Origin of the sequence: Citrobacter sp. Cpo071, from assembly GCF_030332765.1 — a bacterium.
Taxonomy (GTDB): Bacteria; Pseudomonadota; Gammaproteobacteria; order Enterobacterales; family Enterobacteriaceae; genus Citrobacter; species Citrobacter portucalensis.
This window is the reverse complement of record NZ_JAOWHE010000086.1, coordinates 1-22,235: the sequence shown is the minus strand read 5'-3', so window position 1 is coordinate 22,235 and position 22,235 is coordinate 1. Positions and strand designations below refer to the sequence as shown.

The following is a 22,235-nucleotide window of genomic DNA, read 5'->3' as shown; positions in this document are numbered from 1 at the left end:
TTAATTGTTAGTAAATCGCAAGCATGACATGTAAAAAAGCTGACTAAGAATGACCTAATTTACGCATGTTGACGAAATGAAAAACTATATGTGAAGTTGATCACAAATTTAAACGCTGTTAGGGTAAAGAGGTCATTAACCGCCCAATCAGGCGTCAACAGGTTCGGTTGTACTGTGCGTTTCTCGTCAGTGTAAGTAAACCTGCTACGCTTGTTACAGGGAATGCGCCTGTGCATTCCCCGCTCGATGATGACCCTGACGCATGGGCGTTAGGGGACTCGAACTGGAGCGTGACAGGGCTAAGTCTATGAGGACGAGTATGCTAAAAAGGAAAAAAATAAAACCGATAACGCTGCGCGACGTTACCATCATTGATGACGGTAAATTGCGAAAAGCTATTACCGCAGCGTCGTTAGGTAATGCGATGGAGTGGTTCGATTTTGGTGTTTATGGATTTGTTGCTTACGCATTAGGTAAAGTGTTCTTCCCGGGGGCTGACCCCAGCGTGCAGATGGTTGCTGCACTCGCCACCTTCTCTGTTCCCTTTCTGATTCGACCGCTTGGCGGATTGTTCTTCGGTATGCTCGGCGATAAATACGGTCGTCAGAAGATACTCGCTATCACCATCGTGATTATGTCGATCAGTACCTTCTGTATCGGTCTTATTCCCTCTTATGCCTCAATTGGTATCTGGGCACCGATTCTGCTGTTGCTATGTAAGATGGCGCAGGGGTTCTCGGTCGGCGGAGAGTATACCGGGGCATCGATTTTTGTCGCAGAGTACTCGCCAGACCGTAAGCGCGGATTTATGGGCAGTTGGCTGGACTTCGGCTCGATTGCCGGGTTTGTGCTGGGCGCGGGCGTGGTGGTCCTGATCTCAACTATCGTCGGCGAGGATAACTTCCTTGAGTGGGGCTGGCGTATTCCGTTCTTCCTGGCTCTACCGTTAGGCCTGATTGGTCTGTACCTGCGCCATGCGCTGGAAGAGACGCCGGCGTTCCAGCAGCACGTGGATAAACTGGAGCAGGGCGATCGTCAGGGTCTGCAGGAAGGTCCTAAGGTCTCGTTTAAAGAGATTGCAACTAAGCACTGGCGCAGCCTGTTGGCATGTGTTGGTCTGGTGATTGCCACCAACGTCACCTACTACATGCTGCTCACCTATATGCCGAGCTATCTGTCGCATAACCTGCATTACTCTGAAGACCACGGCGTGTTGATTATTATCGCCATCATGATTGGTATGCTGTTTGTGCAGCCGATTATGGGTTTGCTCAGCGACCGTTTCGGGCGTCGTCCGTTTGTGATCATGGGCAGTATTGCGCTGTTTGTGCTGGCGATTCCGGCATTTATTCTGATTAACAGTAATGTTATCGGCCTGATTTTCGCCGGGTTGCTGATGTTGGCGGTGATCCTCAACTGCTTTACCGGGGTGATGGCGTCAACGTTACCGGCGATGTTCCCGACGCATATTCGCTACAGTGCGCTGGCCGCCGCGTTTAATATCTCGGTATTAATCGCCGGTCTGACTCCGACATTGGCCGCATGGCTGGTGGAAAGCTCGCAGAATCTGATGATGCCTGCTTATTATCTGATGGTGATTGCGGTAGTAGGTTTGATTACCGGCGTGACCATGAAAGAGACGGCTAATCAGCCGCTGAAAGGCGCGACACCTGCTGCTTCGGATATTCAGGAAGCGAAAGAGATCCTCGGCGAACACTACGATAACATTGAACAGAAAATCGAAGATATCGATCAGGAAATTGCTGAGCTACAGGTTAAGCGCACGCGTCTGGTGCAGCAGCATCCGCGTATTGAAGAGTAACGGTGTTATTGCCTGATGGCACTACGTTTATCAGGCCTACGGGCAGCATTGTACTCAGTAGGCCGGATAAGGTGTCTTATGATATCAACTTAAGGTTGGCTTAATCTGTGTCAGGCAAACTCTCCTCCATAGTTTCGGAGGAGAGTGTCATGAAAACCCGTATTTATGAAAGTTTGACCACCGTGTGCAGTGTGCTGATTGTCAGCAGCTTTTTGTATGTGTGGGTGAGCTCTTACTGATCTTTCGCCAATTCCACCCATGCGCGAGTGCCGCTGGCTCCCTGGCGATTTTGCAGATAGAAATGCCCGTGATGTAACTGGGTGATGCGACTGACAATGCTCAGCCCCAGCCCAATCCCACCAAAACGGCTGTCCATTCGGACGAATGCTTTACTTAACTCCCCGCATTTACTTTCATCAATGCCCGGCCCTTCATCTTCGACGGCCAGGACGGCATCATGCTCGGTGTTCAGGCTAATCGTAATATGGGTGCCTTCCGGGCTGTAACGATGCGCGTTTTCCACCAGATTTCGTAGCAGCATCCGCAACAGCGTAGCATCGCCACGCACGACAACGTCCGCCGCGCTTTGTGGCAGGAGCAGCGTCTGTTTACGTTGGTCCAGCATGGTGCTGAGTTCATCGTAGGAGGGCAGAATAACGTCCTCCAGCAGTTTGACATGCTGGTAGCTCCCGGCTGAAAACGACTGCCCGACGCGGGCGAGTTGCAGCAGCTGCGATACGCTGTCCATCATTTGATCAAGGCGGGCAATCAACGGCGTAACGTCGACCTTATGGGTTTTGGATAATAATTCCAGATGCAGGCGAACGCCTGACAGCGGTGTGCGCAGTTCGTGGGCGACATCGGCGGTAAATAAACGTTCGTTTTCAATAGTGCTGGTCAGCCGCGTTACCAGGTCATTGAGCGCTGAGACAACGGCCTGGATCTCAACGGTTGAGCTGTGAATTTCAATCGGGGCCAGGTTATCGGCTGCTCGTGCCTCTAACTCTTTTTGCAGATCTGCCAGCGGGCGGGTTATTCGTCGCACCGCCTGATAGCAAATCAGCAGCGCCAGGCTGACCATAAAGATGCCGGGGACGATCAGGCTGGCGATAGCCTCGCGGATCTCATGCATGATGTGGCGATCGTTATTACGATTTTCGCGTAACGCCTGTTCGAATAACTGTATTTGTTCGGTACTTTCGTGCCACAACCAGAAGGTGCTAATCAACTGAAAGACCAGCAGAATAAGACCAATCGTCAGCATTAAACGATGACGAAGCGGGAGTGGTTGTTTGAGATATTGCAGCAGCTTCACTTAGCTTTCCTCAGTGGCGACCAGCATATAGCCAAATCCCCTGACCGTGCGGATACGTGATTTCCCCACTTTATCGCGCAGATTGTGAATGTGCACTTCCAGCGTGTTGGTAGACGGTTCGTTATCCCAGCTGTAGATGTCGTTATACAAAATTTCCCGGTGTACCGGGCTGCCCGCTTTGAGCATCAGGCGTGACAGGAGCGCGTATTCTTTCGGCGTTAAGATAACCTCTTGTCCGTCCATCCACACCTGGCGACGACCGATATTCAGCGTCAGATTGCTGACAATTAATTCACTTTCACCCTGATTGTTGTGGCGACGCAGAAGTGCCCGGATGCGGGCGTGCAGTTCTTCCAGTGCGAACGGTTTGACCAGATAGTCATCGGCACCCACGTCCAGCCCGCTGACCCGGTCTTTGAGCGTGTCACGGGCGGTGAGGATCAGCACGGGGAGAGAGTATTTCTTCTGTCTGATGCGGGTCAGGAAGTGCAAACCGTCTTCATCCGGCAAGCCCAGGTCCAGAACAACCAGACTGTAATGTCCGGTCTCCAGACACTGCTCGGCTGCACGGGCGGTTGACACGCCATCACAGGCGTAGCCTTCTGTTTGTGCAGCGAGTATCAGTCCCTGTAGTAACAACGTGTCGTCTTCAACAATCAGAATTTTCATTCGTTTAGCCTCCCCGGCAGGGTTGCAGAATATCATCTGCCGCCTGATATTTCTGTGTTTGCACGCCCGTTAATCCCAGCAGAGTTGAGAAGAGATTATCCTGCGAGAAGTCTTCTGAGCTTGCCCGTTTTTGCAAACATGTCTGAGAGACCTGATAGCGTTGCTGATAATCCTCGGAGAGCCACAGCAGCATCGGCACATGTTTTTGCGTATCTGGTGCAATCGAATACGGCAGGCCGTGCAAATAGACGCCATTTTCCCCTAAGGATTCGCCGTGATCGGAAAGATACACCAGGCTGGTGGTGAAATTATCCTGATGCTCTTTCAGTATATTGATCGCTTTATCAACAATATAGTCAACGTGAAGAATGGTGTTGTCGTAAGTATTGACCAACTGTTGCTGCGAACAGGTCTGGATTTCGTTGGTATCGCAGGTTGGCGTAAATTTCTTAAACTGCGCAGGATAGCGGTTGTAATAGGTCGGACCGTGGCTGCCGATGGTATGCAGCACAATCACGCCGTCGCCTTGCAGGTTATTAATGTACTCTTCCAGCCCGTGGAACAGGACTTCATCGTAGCATTCACCGTCAATACACTGCCCTGGCAGGTTCAGCTTAGTCATATTCTGGTGTGGAACCCGATCACAGGCTCCTTTGCAGCCGCCGTCGTTATCGTTCCACAGAACGTTAATTCCCGCCCGCTGAATGATGTCGAGTACGCCTTCCTGATGCTGTGCCAGTTCTTCGTCGTAGTGCGCGCGTGGCATATCCGAGAACATGCAGGGTACTGATACTGCCGTTGCCGTTCCGCAGGATGTGGTGCGGGGGAAATAGACCACATCATCTTTTTCCAGCAGCGGGTTGGTCTGGCGCGAGTAGCCTGACAGCGAGAAGTTATCGCCGCGCGAGGTCTCGCCGAGAACCACAATCGTCAGGTTCTTACGCTTTTCTTTTACCATCAACGGATTGCGATGGGCATCTTCGCCAATGCGCACCAGCGGCAGGTGGGCCAGTCGCTGGTGTGAATACCAGGATGACGTCGCCACAATGCTGTTGGATGGACTGAGGGATTTCACCAGTTCTTTGTTGTTGCGAAACAGTGAGGCGTAATCTTTATAGAAGAACGCAGCGACCAGCACGATCAGCAGCGCGGAGATCAGAATGTTCGCGCCACGAAACAGTATGCTGCGCATAACTGGCGTGATCGGTTTATTTTTTACCCAGCAGGCAATGAGCGCGGCCAGAATGCCGCTCACCCCGAGCGTGATGAGCATTTGCGGCGTCAGCAAAGCAAAGGTTTCGGCGGGCGTAGTGTCCATCATATTGGCGATCATCGAGCGGTCGATGATGATGCCGTAGGTCATGATGAAATATTGGGCCGATGCGCCAACCAGAATGAAAATGCACGCCACCAGGCGATTAAGCCACAGGAATGAGGCCAGCGTCAGCACAATGTTCATGACGCTGAACGCGACCACCGGCATTGATAAAAACACCAGCACGTTACGCACAGAGTCCAGAGGCAGGTCTTGCAGCACTTGTTTGTAGAACGCAATGTTCAGGAAAGTCGCAAGATAAAATGAGATCAGCAGAAGCCAGCTGATTAGCCCGAGAGTGGGCCTTTTAAACAAGAGCTTTAACATTAAGGGGGTTCCATCGACTATGTGGCGCAAATCCTCTCAAAGTAAAATTAAGCCAACCTTAAGTTCTTAATGTTGATTTTTCGAAGAGCGGTAGGAGAACGTTGGCCCGATGAACTGACGCCATCGGGCAATGACGATTGCTTAAGTTAGTTATTGTTCACTGGTGCATCCAATGGATACGGGTTTTTATGGATCCGGTTGTAGTTCAGTGCGTACAGCGCGGTGATGATCATCAGCGTGACGAACGACCACATCACTTCTTTGGCGCCGGAACCGACAACCGCCCAGATGCAGTAGACAAAGGCGATAAAGGTCACCAGTAAGTACATCGGGCGTGCTTTACCAAAGTGGCCATGGCCGAGCAGCAGCAGCGCGGCGCAGGTATACAGATACGGCACCAGGGTGAAGATAACGGAGACCGAAGAGACCAGACCAAACTCTTTTGCTGCGTTCGGCGACATGCTGCTGAACTGGAAGATGGTCATCAGGATGCCGACAATAATTAACCCGGCCACTGGCGTACCGGCTTTGTTCACGCGGGCAAAAATCGGTGGGAACAGGCCGTCATCGGCTGCGGCTTTGGCGGTTTGCCCGGCAAGCAGCGTCCAGCCGCCCAGAGAACCAAGACACCCGGCAGCAGCACAGAAGGAAACTATCGCCCCAGCGGTGTCACCCAGCGCCATACGTGCGGCATCACCGAACGGAGAGGCTGATACACGCAGCGCCGCGTTAGGGATCATACCCATGATTGCGGTGGTGGAGAGCACGTAGCAAACAGCGGCAATCAGCACGCCGCCCATGGTAGCGATAGGTACGTTACGTTTGGGATTTTTAACCACGCCAGCCGCAACGGAGGCGCTTTCCACCCCGATAAATGACCACAAGGTGACGTTCAGAGTGCTTTGAATCGCGCCGAAGGTGTTCATCCCGCTGACGTTCCAGGCTGCCATATAGGTTTCACCGCGGAACCAGAACCAGCCGAAGACGGCAATCCCGACAATTGGCACCAGTGCCAGTACCGTTGCGACGGCCTGCACGCGGGTGATCATTTTCGGTCCGACAATGTTCAGTAATACGAAGATCCACAGCACTACGACGCAGGTCAGCGTCAGGACCAGCGGATCTTTTAAGATGGGGAAGAAGTAGCTCAGGTAACCGACGCCAATGACCACCATGGCGATGTTACCAATCCAGCAGGCCAGCCAGTACAGCACGTTGGTCTGGTAGCCCAAAAAAGGACCGAAGCAGCGGCGGGCGTAAGCATAAGAACCACCGGGACTGGAGTCTAAGGACGACATTTTGGCGTACACCATCGACAGTGCCAGAGCACCGATAATCGTGACCAACCATCCGTAGATTGCAATCCCGCCAGTTGACGCAAGGTTTGCGGGTAGCAGGAATACACCGGAACCCATAATATTCCCCGACACCATAAGGGTGACGGGGATTAAGCCCACTTTGTGAGCATCAGCATCCGTCGACATATTTTTTAACTCCTGATAAGGATAAATGACGCCTTATCATACCTCGTCAAAAGTCTATTTAATGATGACGGAGCTGGGGTATCGCTAATGCTGATATTATTATGGCTTATCGCTAACTGATTAAAAATCAGGCGGCGGATGGCTCCCTATGTTGGCTAACATAATGCAGAGGCGTCATCCCATAGAACTCTTTGAATACGGAGATAAAGTATGAGGTACTGTTATATCCACACAGTTGAGAGACCTGAGAAATGTTTTTGCCGTCCATCAGTAATTGATTGACGGCATATCGCATGCGACATGTGGTAATTATTTGGCTGTAACTTGTATTTTCACTTTTGAGCTTTTTCTTTAACAAACTGGGACTCAGGCATAAGCAACTGGCAACCATGCTTAAATTCCAGTCTTTATGTATATCGCTCTCAATAATGTGATAAACGCTATCGCTGATACAGTTGCGCAGCATATACATGAGCAAAGAAATAAACTTTTTGCTGTCGAGAAAGCGTGATAACACCGTGAACAGTAGCGAGCGCGTACGCTCTCTTTCAGCTTCGTTCACTGTGTCCATTACGCTGTGTTGGGCTGCCACCCTGAAGACATCCGGCGTCAGACACGCGGCGGTCATCACTGGGCTGGCACTGCGTTGCCAGAGTGGGATCTGTGAAAGGTCTTTATTTAAAAAGCGCAGATAATCTTTAATGATATCGCGGCTGATATGTACGACCAATGCGTTATTAAGTGATGAGAAATCGATAATATTATTATCGCATGCCACCAGTGCCATATGATTAGCTTTTAAACTGATGGCTTCTTTACCGTTAATCCTTAACCAAACATCCTTCTCCGTTAATACAACAACACAAGCTTCTTTGCTGCAAAGCCTCATACCCAACTCCAGGAATATGAACATAAAACACCGTAGCTCAACATCAGATGAGCCAAATCGGCTAAATTGAAATTGTATGATGAAACCAAGACTGCAATAAAATAACGTGTCTGAAATTAATTACAATGTTTGGCGGGATTTTTCTTATGTACACATTTTTGTACGCAAGTGGAAAGGCGCTATTTGCGTATAAAAAAAGCGCGGGGTGGTCCCGCGCAAAAAGGTATGACAATGTTATTGTTTTGCAGCAATACTCAGGAATTACTCAAGCATGACATGTCTACCTTAAACATCGGACTATCTATAAAACGACATTATGCTTTCACGCACATAACGTGGTACACACCGTCAATAATTTCCGTTCCTTCGGTTTCATGTTCAAATCCAGGGAAGTGGTGGTCCCAGGACTGCAACGAACGTAGATAACTAATCTGCGGGCTATTGGCGTCGCCAAAGTTTTCCCCGGACAGCAGCATCGGAATTCCTGGTGGGTAAGGAATAACGGAATTCGCGGCTATACGACCCGGCAGATTTTCAATGGCCACCATCTCAACGTTATCGCTGACTATCGCGTTATAGGCTTCACGCGGGGTGATTTCAGCAACAGGCAGGCCGGAGTAGGCCGCGTTAAGACGTGCGCCAGGGTTGTTCTCTTTCAGCCAGGCGAACATGGTGTCGCCCAGATCGTGAATGCCCATGTTGGCGTAAGTGTCTGGATGTTCCTCAACCAGTTCTGGCATTACCTGTGCCAGCGGGGTATTGGCATCGTAATGGTGTTTGAAAGAGCACAACGTGTTGATCAGTGTGCCCCATTTCCCGCGGGTAATCCCCATGGAGAACAGGAACATAATCTGGAAATCGGTGGTACGGGTCGGCACGATGCCGTGACGGCCAAGCCAGGCGGTGACCAGTGCAGCCGGTACGCCGTTCTCTTCCAGTTCACCATCGTCGCCCATCCCCGGAGCCAGAATGCTGACTTTGATCGGGTCCAGCATGCTCCAGTTATCCGGCAGGTCTTTAAATCCGTGCCAGGATTCACCCGGGCGCATTACCCAGCAGTTCTGGTCGGTGGTCAGGAGTTGGGTTGGCGCATCGGCAAAGTCATAGGTTTTGCCGGTCTGCGGATCGGTCACAATCTCTTTGTTCCACGGTTTGAAGAACCAGTCGCCTTCGGCGGTGAATTCTTTGTACAACCGTGCCATGGCCTGACGGAAATCGACCGCTTCGTCGATCACTTCCTGGGTGAGCGACAGGCCGCTGTTACCGTCCATCATGGAAACCGCCACGTCGTTTGAGGCGCAGATGGCATACAGCGGAGAGGTAGTGGCGTGCATCATGTACGCCTGGTTAAAGCGGGAGAAGTTCACGGCCCCACGACCTTCACGAACGTGAATGTAAGATGCCTGAGAAAGCGCATTCAGCAGTTTGTGGGTCGAGTGGGTGGCAAAAACGGTAGGACCGTTATGATCGCCCGGCGCGCCACGCATGGCGTAGTGATCGGCGTAAATTGGGTTGAAGCGAGCATAGCCGTACCAGGCCTCATCGAAGTGGATGCGATCGCTGGTTTGCGCGAGCAGGTCCTGGGCCTCTTTGGCGTTGTAGCAAACACCGTCGTAGGTACAGTTGGTCACAACGCTGTAAGACGGTTTTTGACCGGCTTTACCTTTGGTCAGCGGGCTTTCGCTGATCTTTTTCTGCAATGTTTCAGGCTGCATTTCCTGCGGGTAGATAGGCCCGATAATGCCGTACCGGTTGCGGCTTGGCACCATGTACACCGGTTTTGCCCCGGTGAGGATAAGCCCCTGCTCGATGGATTTATGGCAGTTACGATCCAGCACCACGACGTCGTTGTCGGTCATACAAGCCTGCATGATGGTGCGGTTAGAGCCGGAAGTCCCGACCACCACGGACCAGGAGCGATCAGCGCCAAACACGCGGGCGGCATATTTTTCGCTCTCGCCAAACGCGCCGGTATGATCCAGCAGCGAGCCGAGCGATGCACGTTCAATACCCATGTCGCTACGGAATAAGTTTTCACCATAGTAATCATGGTAGAAACGACCGGCCGGTGTTTTGGTGAATCCGACGCCGCCCTGGTGACCCGGTGCTGCCCAGGAGTATTCATGGATGTCGCCGTACTTCATCAGTGCGCTGAACAGCGGTGGCAGAAGTTGTTGGCGGTAGCGGGTCATCGCCGCAACGGCGCGACCGGCGATAAAGTCTGCGGTATCTTCCAGAATCCAGGCGAATTCATCGACAAGCTCCAGCAGGTCGCGATCCAGCGATGCGGTGGCTTTTTCGCGATCGCCCAGCAGGAAAACAGGTACGTTTTGCTGGCGCTCGTGGAGCTTGCCGATCAATTGCCTGACGTTGAGGTGCTCGTCTTGTTGTTCCATTTGATAGCTGAACATCAGACAATCAATGGCTTCATTGGCGGCGAGGATTGCGTAACCATCGTCGAATGAGGTGGACTTAATGACGGTAACATTTTGGCGGCTTAATGCGTCAGCCAGACGTTCGACAGCGCTACCGACCCAGGTGTCCTGATGCAGAAACTCACTTTCAACAATTAATACTTTCATCATCTTTTACCCGGTTGTGGAAAGGTTGCAATCTATGAATTGCAGACACACCGTATGAATGTGACGCAGGCAAGTATTATCCTGTCAAAATGGGCTGTAAAGCGGGTGAAAAATAGTCTGATTTGTGTTTAATTTGTTTTTAAACAGTAGGTTATGTTTGCTTGTTGGCGGTTTTTCACCGCCGTTTATCGACAGGGGGAATATTTTTTTGGCTGATACTGATATTGCCGAATGATATCAACCAGCGATTGTTTGCCGATGCTGCTGGCTTAGTTTGCGGTACTGCTGCGGCGACATGCCGACAAACTTGCTGAAGGTGTCATAAAAACGGCTGCTGGATCGGAATCCGGCGGTCAACGCAACGTCGAGAATGGTTTTATCGGTATCGCTAAGCAATGCGCGGACGTGATTAATCCGCATTGCCGTGATGTACTGCTTCAGGGTGAGTTGCATTACGCGTTGGAAAATCCCCATCGCGTAGTTGGCGTTGAGCTTCACGTGTTCCGCGACGTCGTTGATGGTGAGCGCCTGATCATAGTTGTCGGCAATAAAGCTCAGCATTTGGCTGACGTAAAACTGGGCGTGCCGCGACACGCTGTTTTTGTGGGTCCGCGAGGTTTTATTGACCAGGATAGGCTGCCAACCGGAAAGGCTAAACCGTTTGAGCATCAGACCAATTTCATCAATGGCGAGCTGGCGAATTTGTTCGTTCGGGTTGCTCAGTTCCTGTTGCCAGCGCTGAACCTCAAAGGTGCTCAACTGCTGCGACGCCAGCGATTTGATGACCATTCCATGGGTAACATGGTTGATCAGCTCGCGATCCAGCGGCCAGGAGAGGAAAAGGTGCATCGGTAAATTGAAGATAGCCATACTTTGGCAGCTGCCCGGACGCGTGAGCTGATGCGGTGTACAGGCCCAGAATAGCGTGATGTGTCCCTGTTTTATCTGCACGACTTCGTTGTTGATAAGGTACTCGACGTCACCATCAAACGGAACATTGATCTCCACCTGCCCATGCCAGTGGCTGGCAGGCATAGCATGCGGTGAGCGCAACTCGATATCCATCCGTTGATATTCTGAGTACAGCGATAGCGGGCTGCGGGTTTGTTCTTCATCGCTACTGCACATGTGCGGATCGGGAGGGAGAGGCGATGTCGGTAATGTACTCATGGTTGCTCCATTTCCTGAATTATCAGAATCATGTCATTTAACACGTATTAAGGCTGAGAATCAGGACACAAATTGGACCGTTACCATTGAGCATAGCGACATTTTGCGGCCGCATACTCTGCTTTTTGGGTGATTTTGTCCCATAAACTCAGATCCAATAGGGCGCAGAGTGATGATCTGAGTTTATGGGAATGCTCAGAAGGGAAGTCGGAGGTTTTCATCTATGCGCTGTGCCACCATGACTGTGTTCACTAATGTTCTGGAGAGTCATGATGTCTGCACCCAAAATTACCTTTATCGGCGCCGGTTCCACGATTTTCGTCAAAAATATTCTTGGGGACGTCTTTCACCGCGATGCGCTTAAATCTGCGCATATCGCCTTGATGGATCTCGATCCTACGCGTCTGGAAGAGTCACACGTTGTTGTGCGCAAGTTGATGGATTCTGCGGGCGCGTCTGGACGAATCACCTGCTATACCGATCAAAAAGCAGCATTACAGGATGCTGATTTTGTGGTGGTCGCTTTCCAGATCGGCGGCTATGAACCTTGTACCGTCACCGATTTTACGGTGTGTAAACGCCATGGCCTGGAGCAGACGATTGCCGACACGCTGGGGCCGGGCGGCATTATGCGCGCGCTGCGCACCATCCCGCATTTATGGCAGATTTGTGAGGATATGACCGAAGTCTGTCCGCAGGCCACAATGCTTAACTACGTTAACCCGATGGCAATGAACACCTGGGCAATGTATGCACGTTATCCGCATATTAAGCAGGTTGGGTTGTGTCATTCGGTGCAGGGGACGGCGGAGGAGTTGGCCCGCGATCTGAACATCGACCCTGCTTCTTTGCGCTATCGCAGTGCCGGGATCAACCATATGGCGTTTTATCTGGAGCTGGAGCGCAAAACGGCGGACGGTGCCTATGTGAATCTCTACCCGGAGCTGCTGGCGGCCTATGAATCCGGTCAGGCGCCGAAACCGAATATTCACGGAAATACCCGTTGCCAGAACATTGTGCGCTATGAAATGTTCAAAAAACTGGGGTATTTCGTCACCGAATCGTCGGAGCACTTCGCCGAATATACGCCGTGGTTTATCAAACCGGGGCGTGAAGATCTGATTGAGCGCTATAAGGTGCCATTGGATGAATATCCGAAACGTTGTGTGGAACAGTTGGCGAACTGGAAAAAAGAGCTGGAAGAGTACAAAACGGCTGAGCGGATCGACATTAAACCGTCGCGCGAATATGCCAGCACTATCATGAACGCTATCTGGACCGGTGAACCGAGCGTCGTGTATGGCAACGTTCGCAATGACAATCTGATCGATAACCTGCCGCAAGGCTGCTGCGTTGAAGTCGCTTGTCTGGTCGATGCAAATGGTATTCAGCCAACGAAAGTCGGGACTCTCCCGTCACATTTGGCGGCCATGATGCAAACCAATATCAATGTTCAGACCCTGCTAACGGAAGCCATCCTGACGGAGAATCGCGATCGCGTTTATCACGCGGCGATGATGGATCCGCATACCGCCGCGGTACTGGGGATTGAAGAGATTTATGCGCTGGTGGACGACCTGATCGCGTCTCACGGCGACTGGCTGCCGGCCTGGCTGCACCGTTAATACACAATCACGCCGGGCATTGTATCCGGCGTTTAACCTCTGACGTTTCCTCTTACAGAAGGCGGGCGCTGGTAACAGCGACCCGATACCCTATGAGCATATCTCTGACAACAAAACTCAGTTATGGATTTGGAGCGTTTGGTAAGGATTTCGCCATCGGTATTGTGTACATGTACCTGATGTATTACTACACCGACGTAGTGGGATTATCGGTGGGGCTGGTCGGAACGTTGTTCCTGGCGGCAAGGATCTGGGATGCGGTAAACGATCCCATCATGGGTTGGATTGTGAACGCCACCCGATCGCGCTGGGGAAAATTTAAACCCTGGATCTTGCTCGGTACGCTGGCGAACTCATTGGTGCTGTTTTTGCTTTTTAGCGCACATCTTTTTGAGGGTACTGCGCAGGTCGTATTTGTTTGCGTGACGTATATATTATGGGGAATGACCTACACCATTATGGATATTCCATTCTGGTCACTGGTGCCAACCATTACGCTGGATAAACGCGAGCGTGAACAACTGGTGCCGTACCCCCGTTTCTTCGCCAGCCTTTCTGGGTTTGTTACCGCAGGCGTGACGCTGCCTTTTGTGAGCTATGTTGGCGGAGCCGATCGTGGTTTTGGTTTTCAGATGTTTACGCTAATTCTCATCGCGTTCTTTATCGTTTCCACCGTTGTGACGCTACGGAATGTGCATGAGGTTTATTCGTCAGACAGTGAAGCCACGGCAGACAGCAGTCGTCTTGGGTTGAAAGCGATCGTTGGGCTTATCTATAAAAATGACCAGCTATCCTGCCTGTTAGGTATGGCACTGGCTTACAATATTGCATCCAATATCATTGCTGGCTTTGCCATTTACTATTTTACCTACGTGATTGGTGATGCAAGTCTCTTCCCGTACTACATGTCTTACGCAGGTGCGGCAAACCTGTTGACGCTGATTTTCTTTCCTCGGCTGGTAAACGCGTTGTCACGACGGATCTTGTGGGCTGGGGCATCGGTGTTGCCGGTGCTTAGCTGTAGCGTACTACTGGTGATGGCGCTGGCAGATTTCCATAATATCTTACTGATTGTTATAGCGGGTGTTTTACTGAATATTGGTTCGGCGCTTTTCTGGGTGTTGCAGGTCATTATGGTGGCAGATACCGTTGATTACGGCGAATACAAACTTAATGTTCGTTGTGAAAGTATCGCTTATTCGGTGCAGACAATGGTGGTAAAAGGTGGGTCAGCATTTGCCGCTTTCTTTATCGCGTTAATACTTGGGGTGATTAATTACGCGCCAAATGTCGCGCAGTCTGCCGAAACTATCGTTGGCATGCAGTTTATTATGATAGCGCTACCCGCACTCTTTTTTGTGGTGACCTTAGTCCTGTATTTCCGCTTTTATCGACTGAATGGCGACACCCTGCGCAGGATCCAGATCCATTTACTGGATAAGTATCGCAAGGTGCCGCAGCACCATGAGCAACCTGATATCCCGGCTATTGCGGTAGTGGCTCCAGGCGATGTGAAGGCGTAGCGATGGAATGGCATTCGTTGATTGGATATTTGGCGGCCAGCCTGACGACGCTCTCTTTCTTGCCGCAAGCCATTAAGGTTATTACCACCCGCAATACGCAAGGCATCTCCGGTTTGATGTATGTGATGTTTGTGTGCGGGCTGGTTTTGTGGCTGATTTACGGATTATTGATTGAAGATACTGCCGTCAGCATGGCGAACTTTCTGACACTGTTGTTCGCCTTGCCGATTCTGGTTATCAAGTATCGCAGTAGGTAATGTAGATTGCCGGAGAAGCGTTAGTGCTCTCCGGCCATTTTCAACTGCCGATTGTGCCAGCCCGCCAGTGCGAGGACCGTTGTTAACGCACCGAGCAGTGCGCATAACATGTCCGACTGGGTATCCCACGGGTCACCCTGCGTGCCAAGGAAGTCATCCGCACCTTGTCCCATTGCCAGCGCAGCCCACCATTCGATCAGTTCATACATTGCGCTAATCGCCAGTGCTACGCAGCAGACCAAAAATGCCAGCATCTTACGACCACGGACAATATTGCCGCGCACTAAAATCTCTCTTGCCGTCAGGGCTGGTACCAACCCCTGGAAGAAGTGGCCCAGCTTGTCATAGGGGTTTCGACTGAGATCCAGCCATTCCTGAACCTGAAAACCGACGGGGACTTTGGCGTAGGTATACATCCCACCTACCATCAGAATGATGGCGTGCAAGAAAATCAACGTATAAAGCAGCGGCGTCAATGGGTACTGCTTCATGGTTGCCAGCAACAGCGGGACGACAATAATGACTGGCGTGACTTCCATCAGCCAGGTGATTTTCTCCGAGGCAGAGATACCGGTGTAGATAAGAATCAGCGCCAGGAACAATGCGCCGGTGCGCAAGATTGTGGGGTTCAGAGTGCGGAGCATTGCGAATTCACACGTAATGGAAAAGGTCACTATTCCCTGTGAACGGCAAAAATTCAATACCAGTAAATGGGGGGATAAAGTTGGCCCGGGGGGATCGCTGGACTGACGCCAAAAATTTAGTGCCAGTCCAGTGCCGGGCCGAATGGGTTACTTCGCGCAGTTAGCGCATTGTTTGCTGACGATTTGCTGGAAGAAATCGTTGCCTTTGTCATCGACCAGAATGAAAGCCGGGAAATCTTCTACTTCGATTTTCCAGATAGCTTCCATACCCAGCTCCGGGTATTCCACGCATTCCAGATGCTTAATGCTCTGCTGCGCCAGTACCGCTGCCGGTCCACCGATGCTGCCTAAGTAGAAGCCGCCGTGTTTGTGGCAGGCGTCAGTCACCTGCTGGCTACGGTTACCTTTTGCCAGCATGATCATGCTGCCGCCGTGAGACTGCAACAGGTCAACGTAGGAGTCCATACGACCCGCGGTGGTTGGACCTAAAGAACCGGACGGGTAGCCTGCAGGCGTTTTGGCCGGACCTGCGTAGTAGATCGGATGATCTTTCACGTACTGCGGCAGACCTTCGCCGGACTCAATACGTTCTTTTAACTTCGCGTGGGCAATGTCACGACCAACAATGATAGTACCGCTCAGTGACAGACGAGTAGAAACCGGGTACTGAGAGAGCTGGGCGAGGATCTCTTTCATTGGGCGGTTAAGGTCAACTTTAACCACTTCGCCTTCGCCCGCCTGGCGCAGAGATTCCGGAATATACTGACCTGGGTTATGTTCCAGTTTTTCAATCCAGATCCCTTCGCGGTTGATCTTGGCCTTGATGTTACGGTCTGCGGAGCAAGAAACACCCATACCAACCGGGCAGGACGCGCCATGGCGAGGCAGGCGGATCACGCGGATATCATGTGCGAAGTATTTCCCGCCGAACTGAGCACCAAGGCCGAGTTTCTGCGCTTCTTCCAGCAGTTCTTGTTCCAGTTGCAGATCGCGGAATGCCTGGCCGTGAGCATTGCCTTCAGTCGGCAGCGCGTCATAGTAGTGTGTGCTGGCCAGCTTCACCGTTTTGAGGGTGCTTTCCGCTGACGTACCGCCAATAACGAATGCGATGTGATACGGAGGGCAAGCTGCGGTACCCAGCGTGCGCATTTTCTCAACCAGGAAGTTTTTCAGTTTGCCGGGAGTCAGCAGCGCTTTGGTTTCCTGATACAGATAGGTTTTGTTGGCTGAGCCGCCGCCTTTGGCCACGCACAGGAATTTGTATTCGTCACCGTCCACGCTGTACAGATCGATCTGTGCGGGCAGGTTGGTGCCGGTATTCACTTCTTTGTACATATCCAGCGCCGCGTTTTGCGAGTAGCGCAGGTTATCTTCGATATAAGTATTAAATACGCCTTTGGAGAGCGCCGCTTCATCGCCGCCGCCGGTCCAAACACGCTGACCTTTTTTACCCATGATGATTGCCGTACCGGTGTCCTGGCAGGTTGGCAACACGCCTTTGGCGGCGATTTCGGAGTTTCTCAGGAACTGCAGCGCCACGTACTTATCGTTTTCGCTGGCTTCGGGATCATGGAGAATTGAGGCGACTTGCTGTTGGTGTTCTGGGCGGAGCATGAAGGAGGCATCGTGGAAGGCTTGCTGGGCCAGTAGTGTAAGTGCTTCAGGGGCTACTTTCAGGATTGTTTCGCCTTCAAACTCGCCGACGCTGACGTGATCGGATGTCAGCAGGTAGTACTCAGTTTTGTCTTCCCCCAGTGGGAAAGCCGCCTGGTAAGTGAATTCAACTTTTGACATTTGCTTCCAGCCTTTTCATTTTTCTCAGGAATTTTAAAATTCTCTGTGTCTTCATGGTGGCGTGCCGTACCAACGTGGACGGCACGCGAACTGTGATTACAGGAAACCGTACATTGCGGCGAAGATCCAACCAAAGACACAGGATACGCTTACGCCGATCAAGCCAGGCAGAATGAAGCTGTGGTTGATAACGAAGCGGCCGATGTGGGTGGTGCCGGAACGGTCAAACTGGATAGCAGCCAGATCGCTCGGGTAGGTCGGCAGAATGTAGTAACCGTAACATGCCGGAGCAGAAGCCACGATGTACGCGGGATCAACCCCGATTGCCAGCGCGACCGGAACAATCGCTGCCAGCGCCGCTGCCTGGGAGTTTACAAATTTGGATACCAGCAGCAGAACAATTGCATAGGCCCACGGATACTCTTTCACCATATTGCCCAGCACACCTTCGATTTCTGTCATGTGCGCGCCGAACATTGTTTCGGCCATCCAGGCAATACCGTACACCGCCACAATCGCGATCATACCGGAACGGAAGACTTCGTTTTTAGATATTGAAGCGGGATTGGTCTTCGTCAAGATAATAATCAGCGCACCGGTCAGCAGCATGAACATCTGGATAACCAGCACCATTGACAGCGGTTTGCCGCTAAAGGTAGGACGCAGCTCAGAGAACGCGCCAAGCACGGCAACAACGGCGATAGCAGCCAGGAAGATCCACATGGCCAGCCAGTTGCTTTTCGGCAGCTTTTTGTCTAACAGCGTGGCGGTATCGCCATACACATAGTTGTGGTTTTCAGGTACGGAAATGAACTTCTGGAACTCTTCATCTTTATCCAGATCCTTACCACGGAACCAGCTGAAGATACCGATCGCCAGGATACCCAACAGGGTAGACGGGATGGTGATGCTGAGCAGGTCGAGGAATTCGAGATGCTTGCCTTCAAACGTTACGTTACCCAGCATTGCCACCAGTGACACCACGGCTACAGAAACCGGGCTGGCGATAATCCCCATCTGCGCGCCGATAGAACTCGCCGCCATCGGACGTTCCGGGCGAATATTGTTCTTAATGGCAACGTCATAAATGATTGGCAGGATGGTGTATACCACGTGCCCTGTACCGCAGAGAATCGTCAGGGTGCAGGTAACGAAAGGTGCGACGATGGAAACGTATTTTGGGTTACGGCGCAGCAGCTTTTCAGCGATTTGCAGCATAACGTCAAGGCCGCCGGAGGCTTGCAAGGTTGCCGATGCGGCCACCACGGCAATAATAACCAGCATTACATCTACAGGTGGTTTACCCGGCTGGAGATGGAAAACGAAAACCAGAATGACCAGGCCGATACCGCCTAATAAACCCAGCGCGATACCGCCCTTTCTGGCACCATAAAACAAACATATTAATATTATGAGAAGTTGTATACTAAATAACATTTTATTTACCCTCGCGAAAAACCCAGTCAATTTTTGAAAAAATGGATCGGTGCCACATTCTTTTTTGCCGAAATAGGCATCAAAAAATGGTCAGTATTCGATATATCCGTATTTGTGATTAATGTTCAAATTTCTGGCTAGAATGTTTTTTCAAATTTATGGAAATATTTAGCTTTTTTCTGTGGCTTTGATCAGAGGAGAAAATCCTCAGGCGATGGGAAGCAGAGCTGGGCATGGAAAGCTGCGGTTGACGCTGTAATTTATCTGTTTTGCGTTTTCCGCTATTACGTGAACCACCGACAGAATGGGTGAGTAGATTATTTATGTGATCACGGTCACGCCATCTCATAATGTGATGAGGTCGGCGTGCGGATACTTTTATTTGCTCACAAAAATGTACGGTGTCCATGGTACGTAGCATGGTCTCCATTGCTACCAGTCTAGATTTTTTATGTCTGGTTAATTTCAGACTAATCCTTTATGGGTAAAAATACACACTCTGCGAGTTAGATAATACTTAATTAACTTTTGTTAGCGATTTTGAAATTAAAAACAGTGTGATGGTTGTCAATATTAAAATAATACATTTAACATGCCGGATACAAATATATTTGATCTAACGCAAATTTATAATTTTACAGTGCCAGCTGGTGAAATTGGGATTTTTCATTATTTTAATAATTGTTACTTTCAAATAACAAATAATCCCAAGTGTATTTATTGGCAATATTGTTTAAGCAATGAGTAGTGTTCAGCCTGCACGCGATAACGATAAACAGGTCTGCCGGTCACGCCATAATGGATGCTGGTAAATAAGATGTGACAATTGACGAGCCAGATAAGGTATTTACGGCAAGAGACGCGCGAGATATTGACCTCGTTGGCCAGCTCATCCGTGGAGAACTCCTGATCCTGGTGCTCATCAATCCACTGACACAGCGTGCGTAACGTTTGTGGCGTTAACCCTTTAGGTAAGCGCCGTGCTTCCTGTTCATTGGAAGAGCTGCCGTGAATCAGCTGGTCAAGCTCAGACTGTTCATAATACTGATGCTTGTCCATCTCATTTTTCTTGTGCAGCCAGCCGGTGAGCGCCTCTTCAAACCGGGAAGCCTGGAAAGGTTTGATCAGGTAGTCAACAACACCGTAGTGAAGTGAATCTTTGATGGTGGTGGCATCAGCGGCGGAAGAGATGACGATGACATCACACTTGCAACCTTCGCTGTGCAGAACCGGTAGCAGGTCCAGACCGTTTTCTTTTTGCATATAAATATCTAGCAAAATCAGATCGATATGATGACCGCTATGAAAGATTATCTCTTTTGCTTTCTCCAGCGTGGAGGCTGTGCCGCAGCAGTGAAAACCGGAGAGTTGCGCGACATAACGGCGGTTTAATTCCGCTACCATTGCATCGTCATCGACAATTAAGACATTGATCATCTGCTGGCCCTCTCACCATTCCACGGTAACTGTACAAAAAATTGGGTGAAGATCCCAGGTTCAGACTCGACGGAAATATTACCGCCAACGTTTTCAACCTGTTGTTTAACAAGCGCTAAACCAACGCCCCGTTCGGTTCCTTTTGACGAAACGCCCTTCTCAAAGATGTGCTCAATGTTTTCGGGGGCAATCCCCGGACCATCGTCATTCACTTCGCAATGCAACCAGCCGTGTCGATAATGCAAGGATACGCTGATCTCACCACCAGGTTCTTGACCTAGCGCTTCCAGGGCGTTTTCAATCAGATTCCCCAGAACGGTAATCAGCACCGCCACCTGATCTTCGTTGCTATTTTCCGGTAACTGGCTTTCATTGCTAATGACCAGACTATGGCCTAAATCAGATGTGCGATTAATCTTACTGAGTAAAAATCCTGCGATCACCGGTGATTTTATTTTTCCTAACAGTGAGCCAATTTCTTCCTGATAATTGTTTGCGGTCTTCAGGATGTAATTTTCAAGCTGCTTATAACTTTTCAGATGCAATAATCCCAGAATCACGTGCAATTTATTCATGAATTCGTGGGATCGTTCACGAAGTGCGTCGGCATAGTTGACCATACCATCCAGACGTTGCATTAGTTTTCGGACTTCAGTCTTATCTCTGAATGTTGAAATGGCACCGATGATTTTACCGTTGCTGAGTACCGGGACCGTGTTAATTAAGAGTAGCCGATCCTTCACCATGATCTCTTCATCGCGGCGCGGCGTTCCGTCATGTAGTACCTGTGAAAAATCGACCACTTGTGACCACGCATGGCTGAGTGTGGAGAGCTGGGCATCATCTTGTGATTTGTGATAATCCAGCAGCTCCTGCGCCGCCTGGTTAATCAGCGTCACTTCACCGCATTCGTCAACGGCAATAACACCTTCCTTTATAGAGTGCAGCATCGCCTGGCGTTGTTCGAACAGATTGGAGATTTCATAAGGCTCCAGGCCAAACAGAATGCGCTTGAGGACTTTGACAAATACCCATGTGCCGAGCAGTCCAACCAGCACGCCAAATAAGATTGACCAGATGATGCTGCCGCGGCTGTTATTGATCTGCTCAGTCACCCGGCTTAGCTCAAGGCCGATCGACACGACGCCAATCTGCCGATGATGTTCGTCATAGATAGGAGTAAATACACGTAGAGCTTTAGCCAGGAATCCGCGATTAATGGCGACATTCTCTTTACCCTGCAGGGCCAGCAATATGTCATCACCTTTAAATGGCTGACCGATTCGCTGCGCTTCGGGATGGGAGTAACGAATGCTTTGCATATCAGTGACGACGATAAACAAAAAGTCGTTGCTCTTATTCACCGCCTGGGCAATCGCCTGAATGCCGCTTTCCTCGGGCTTTTTCATTAGTCCCTGGCGGATCTCCGGAGAGTTGGCTAGCGTTCGCGCGACCGCAAGCGCTTTACTCGCTAATGCATCGCGCGTCATGTTGCTGATCTGCGAGAAATAAATCAGATGAACGACAAGCAGCACGGAGAAGAGTACTGCACTAACCATGAGGATCACGGTGGTGCCAAGCTTCATCGGGCGTTTACGTATAGCAGTACGTTGCAGGGAGTATCTCATCACGGTCCTGAAATCACGGTTTGTGCGGGTATTATTGCCTGATGGGGTGCGTAATTCAAAGGTGGTAGGGATTATGGCGCTTAAGTTGTCAGTCCTTCTTCTTTATATAGCGTAGAGTGAATTTCTTTCTATATAGAGGTTTTCATACCGATTCTCTCCCTTTTTAGGGACGCTTACAGATAATTTCCTTACGATTGTGGATAACTCTGTGCGTAAATGGGTATAAGGCGGGGTTTTGCTGTGGAATGCAGCAGTCAGTCATTTTTCTGTCATTTAAGGGTTGCGGGCCGCAGGAAACTCCCTATAATGCGCCTCCA

The 22,235-nt window shown here is 50.6% G+C and carries 17 protein-coding genes; 5 read left to right on the top strand and 12 right to left on the bottom strand.

Going from position 1 to position 22,235, the window contains the following annotated elements; translation table 11 throughout:
- Positions 1–319: 319 nt before the first annotated feature.
- Positions 320–1,822 (top strand): glycine betaine/L-proline transporter ProP, encoded by a 1,503-nt coding sequence (proP, locus tag OGY09_RS22410; RefSeq protein WP_003826737.1) that lies wholly within the window; start codon positions 320–322, stop codon positions 1,820–1,822.
- A 149-nt stretch (positions 1,823–1,971) separates the two neighbouring features.
- Positions 1,972–2,061: an LpxT activity modulator PmrR gene (gene pmrR / locus OGY09_RS22405; protein WP_003826741.1), complete on the top strand. Its 90-nt coding sequence runs from the start codon at positions 1,972–1,974 to the stop codon at positions 2,059–2,061.
- On the opposite strand, the gene pmrB is transcribed toward pmrR, so the two are convergent.
- The 7 genes from pmrB to melR all read right to left on the bottom strand — a co-directional run bounded on the left by pmrB (position 2,055) and on the right by melR (position 11,573).
- The gene (gene pmrB / locus OGY09_RS22400; protein WP_032942135.1) at positions 2,055–3,137 is read right to left on the bottom strand and encodes a two-component system sensor histidine kinase PmrB; all 1,083 of its coding nucleotides are present in this window, start codon (positions 3,135–3,137) and stop codon (positions 2,055–2,057) included. The genes pmrR and pmrB overlap by 7 nt on opposite strands.
- On the bottom strand, positions 3,138–3,806 hold the full coding sequence (gene pmrA, locus OGY09_RS22395; protein ID WP_008786966.1) for a two-component system response regulator PmrA: 669 nt from the start codon (positions 3,804–3,806) through the stop codon (positions 3,138–3,140).
- 4 nt (positions 3,807–3,810) lie between these two features.
- Entirely contained in the window at positions 3,811–5,448 is a 1,638-nt protein-coding gene (gene eptA, locus OGY09_RS22390) for a phosphoethanolamine transferase EptA (protein WP_032942137.1), read from the bottom strand.
- Positions 5,449–5,594: 146 nt separating this feature from the next.
- Complete coding sequence (gene adiC, locus OGY09_RS22385; protein WP_003031853.1) at positions 5,595–6,932, bottom strand: arginine/agmatine antiporter; 1,338 nt, start codon at positions 6,930–6,932, stop codon at positions 5,595–5,597.
- Between the two features lie 127 nt (positions 6,933–7,059).
- Positions 7,060–7,821, bottom strand: coding sequence for an AraC family transcriptional regulator (locus tag OGY09_RS22380; RefSeq protein WP_008786968.1), 762 nt, complete (start codon positions 7,819–7,821; stop codon positions 7,060–7,062).
- Between the two features lie 314 nt (positions 7,822–8,135).
- The gene (gene adiA, locus OGY09_RS22375) at positions 8,136–10,403 is read right to left on the bottom strand and encodes an arginine decarboxylase (RefSeq protein WP_003826754.1); all 2,268 of its coding nucleotides are present in this window, start codon (positions 10,401–10,403) and stop codon (positions 8,136–8,138) included.
- A gap of 237 nt (positions 10,404–10,640) precedes the next feature.
- Complete coding sequence (gene melR, locus OGY09_RS22370) at positions 10,641–11,573, bottom strand: transcriptional regulator MelR (RefSeq protein ID WP_003826756.1); 933 nt, start codon at positions 11,571–11,573, stop codon at positions 10,641–10,643.
- Between the two features lie 269 nt (positions 11,574–11,842).
- Here melR and melA point away from each other — a divergent pair, with 269 nt between their 5' ends.
- The 3 genes from melA (at position 11,843) to OGY09_RS22355 (ending at position 14,978) form a co-directional block, all read left to right on the top strand.
- On the top strand, positions 11,843–13,198 hold the full coding sequence (melA, locus tag OGY09_RS22365) for an alpha-galactosidase (RefSeq protein WP_008786970.1): 1,356 nt from the start codon (positions 11,843–11,845) through the stop codon (positions 13,196–13,198).
- Positions 13,199–13,290: 92 nt separating this feature from the next.
- Positions 13,291–14,721: a melibiose:sodium transporter MelB gene (melB, locus tag OGY09_RS22360; RefSeq protein WP_032942138.1), complete on the top strand. Its 1,431-nt coding sequence runs from the start codon at positions 13,291–13,293 to the stop codon at positions 14,719–14,721.
- 2 nt (positions 14,722–14,723) lie between these two features.
- Positions 14,724–14,978, top strand: coding sequence for a SemiSWEET transporter (locus tag OGY09_RS22355; protein WP_032942140.1), 255 nt, complete (start codon positions 14,724–14,726; stop codon positions 14,976–14,978).
- 20 nt (positions 14,979–14,998) lie between these two features.
- On the opposite strand, the gene OGY09_RS22350 is transcribed toward OGY09_RS22355, so the two are convergent.
- The 5 genes from OGY09_RS22350 to OGY09_RS22330 form a co-directional block, all read right to left on the bottom strand.
- On the bottom strand, positions 14,999–15,622 hold the full coding sequence (locus OGY09_RS22350; RefSeq protein ID WP_032942142.1) for a DUF2238 domain-containing protein: 624 nt from the start codon (positions 15,620–15,622) through the stop codon (positions 14,999–15,001).
- A 147-nt stretch (positions 15,623–15,769) separates the two neighbouring features.
- Positions 15,770–17,416, bottom strand: coding sequence for a class I fumarate hydratase FumA (gene fumA / locus OGY09_RS22345; protein WP_008786974.1), 1,647 nt, complete (start codon positions 17,414–17,416; stop codon positions 15,770–15,772).
- Positions 17,417–17,512: 96 nt separating this feature from the next.
- Positions 17,513–18,853, bottom strand: a complete 1,341-nt coding sequence (gene dcuB / locus OGY09_RS22340) for an anaerobic C4-dicarboxylate transporter DcuB (RefSeq protein ID WP_003031873.1) — start codon at positions 18,851–18,853, stop codon at positions 17,513–17,515.
- A 717-nt stretch (positions 18,854–19,570) separates the two neighbouring features.
- On the bottom strand, positions 19,571–20,290 hold the full coding sequence (gene dcuR / locus OGY09_RS22335; protein ID WP_008786975.1) for a two-component system response regulator DcuR: 720 nt from the start codon (positions 20,288–20,290) through the stop codon (positions 19,571–19,573).
- Positions 20,287–21,918 (bottom strand): sensor histidine kinase, encoded by a 1,632-nt coding sequence (locus OGY09_RS22330; RefSeq protein WP_003826772.1) that lies wholly within the window; start codon positions 21,916–21,918, stop codon positions 20,287–20,289. The genes dcuR and OGY09_RS22330 overlap by 4 nt, the downstream gene beginning before the upstream one ends.
- Positions 21,919–22,235 lie beyond the last annotated feature (317 nt).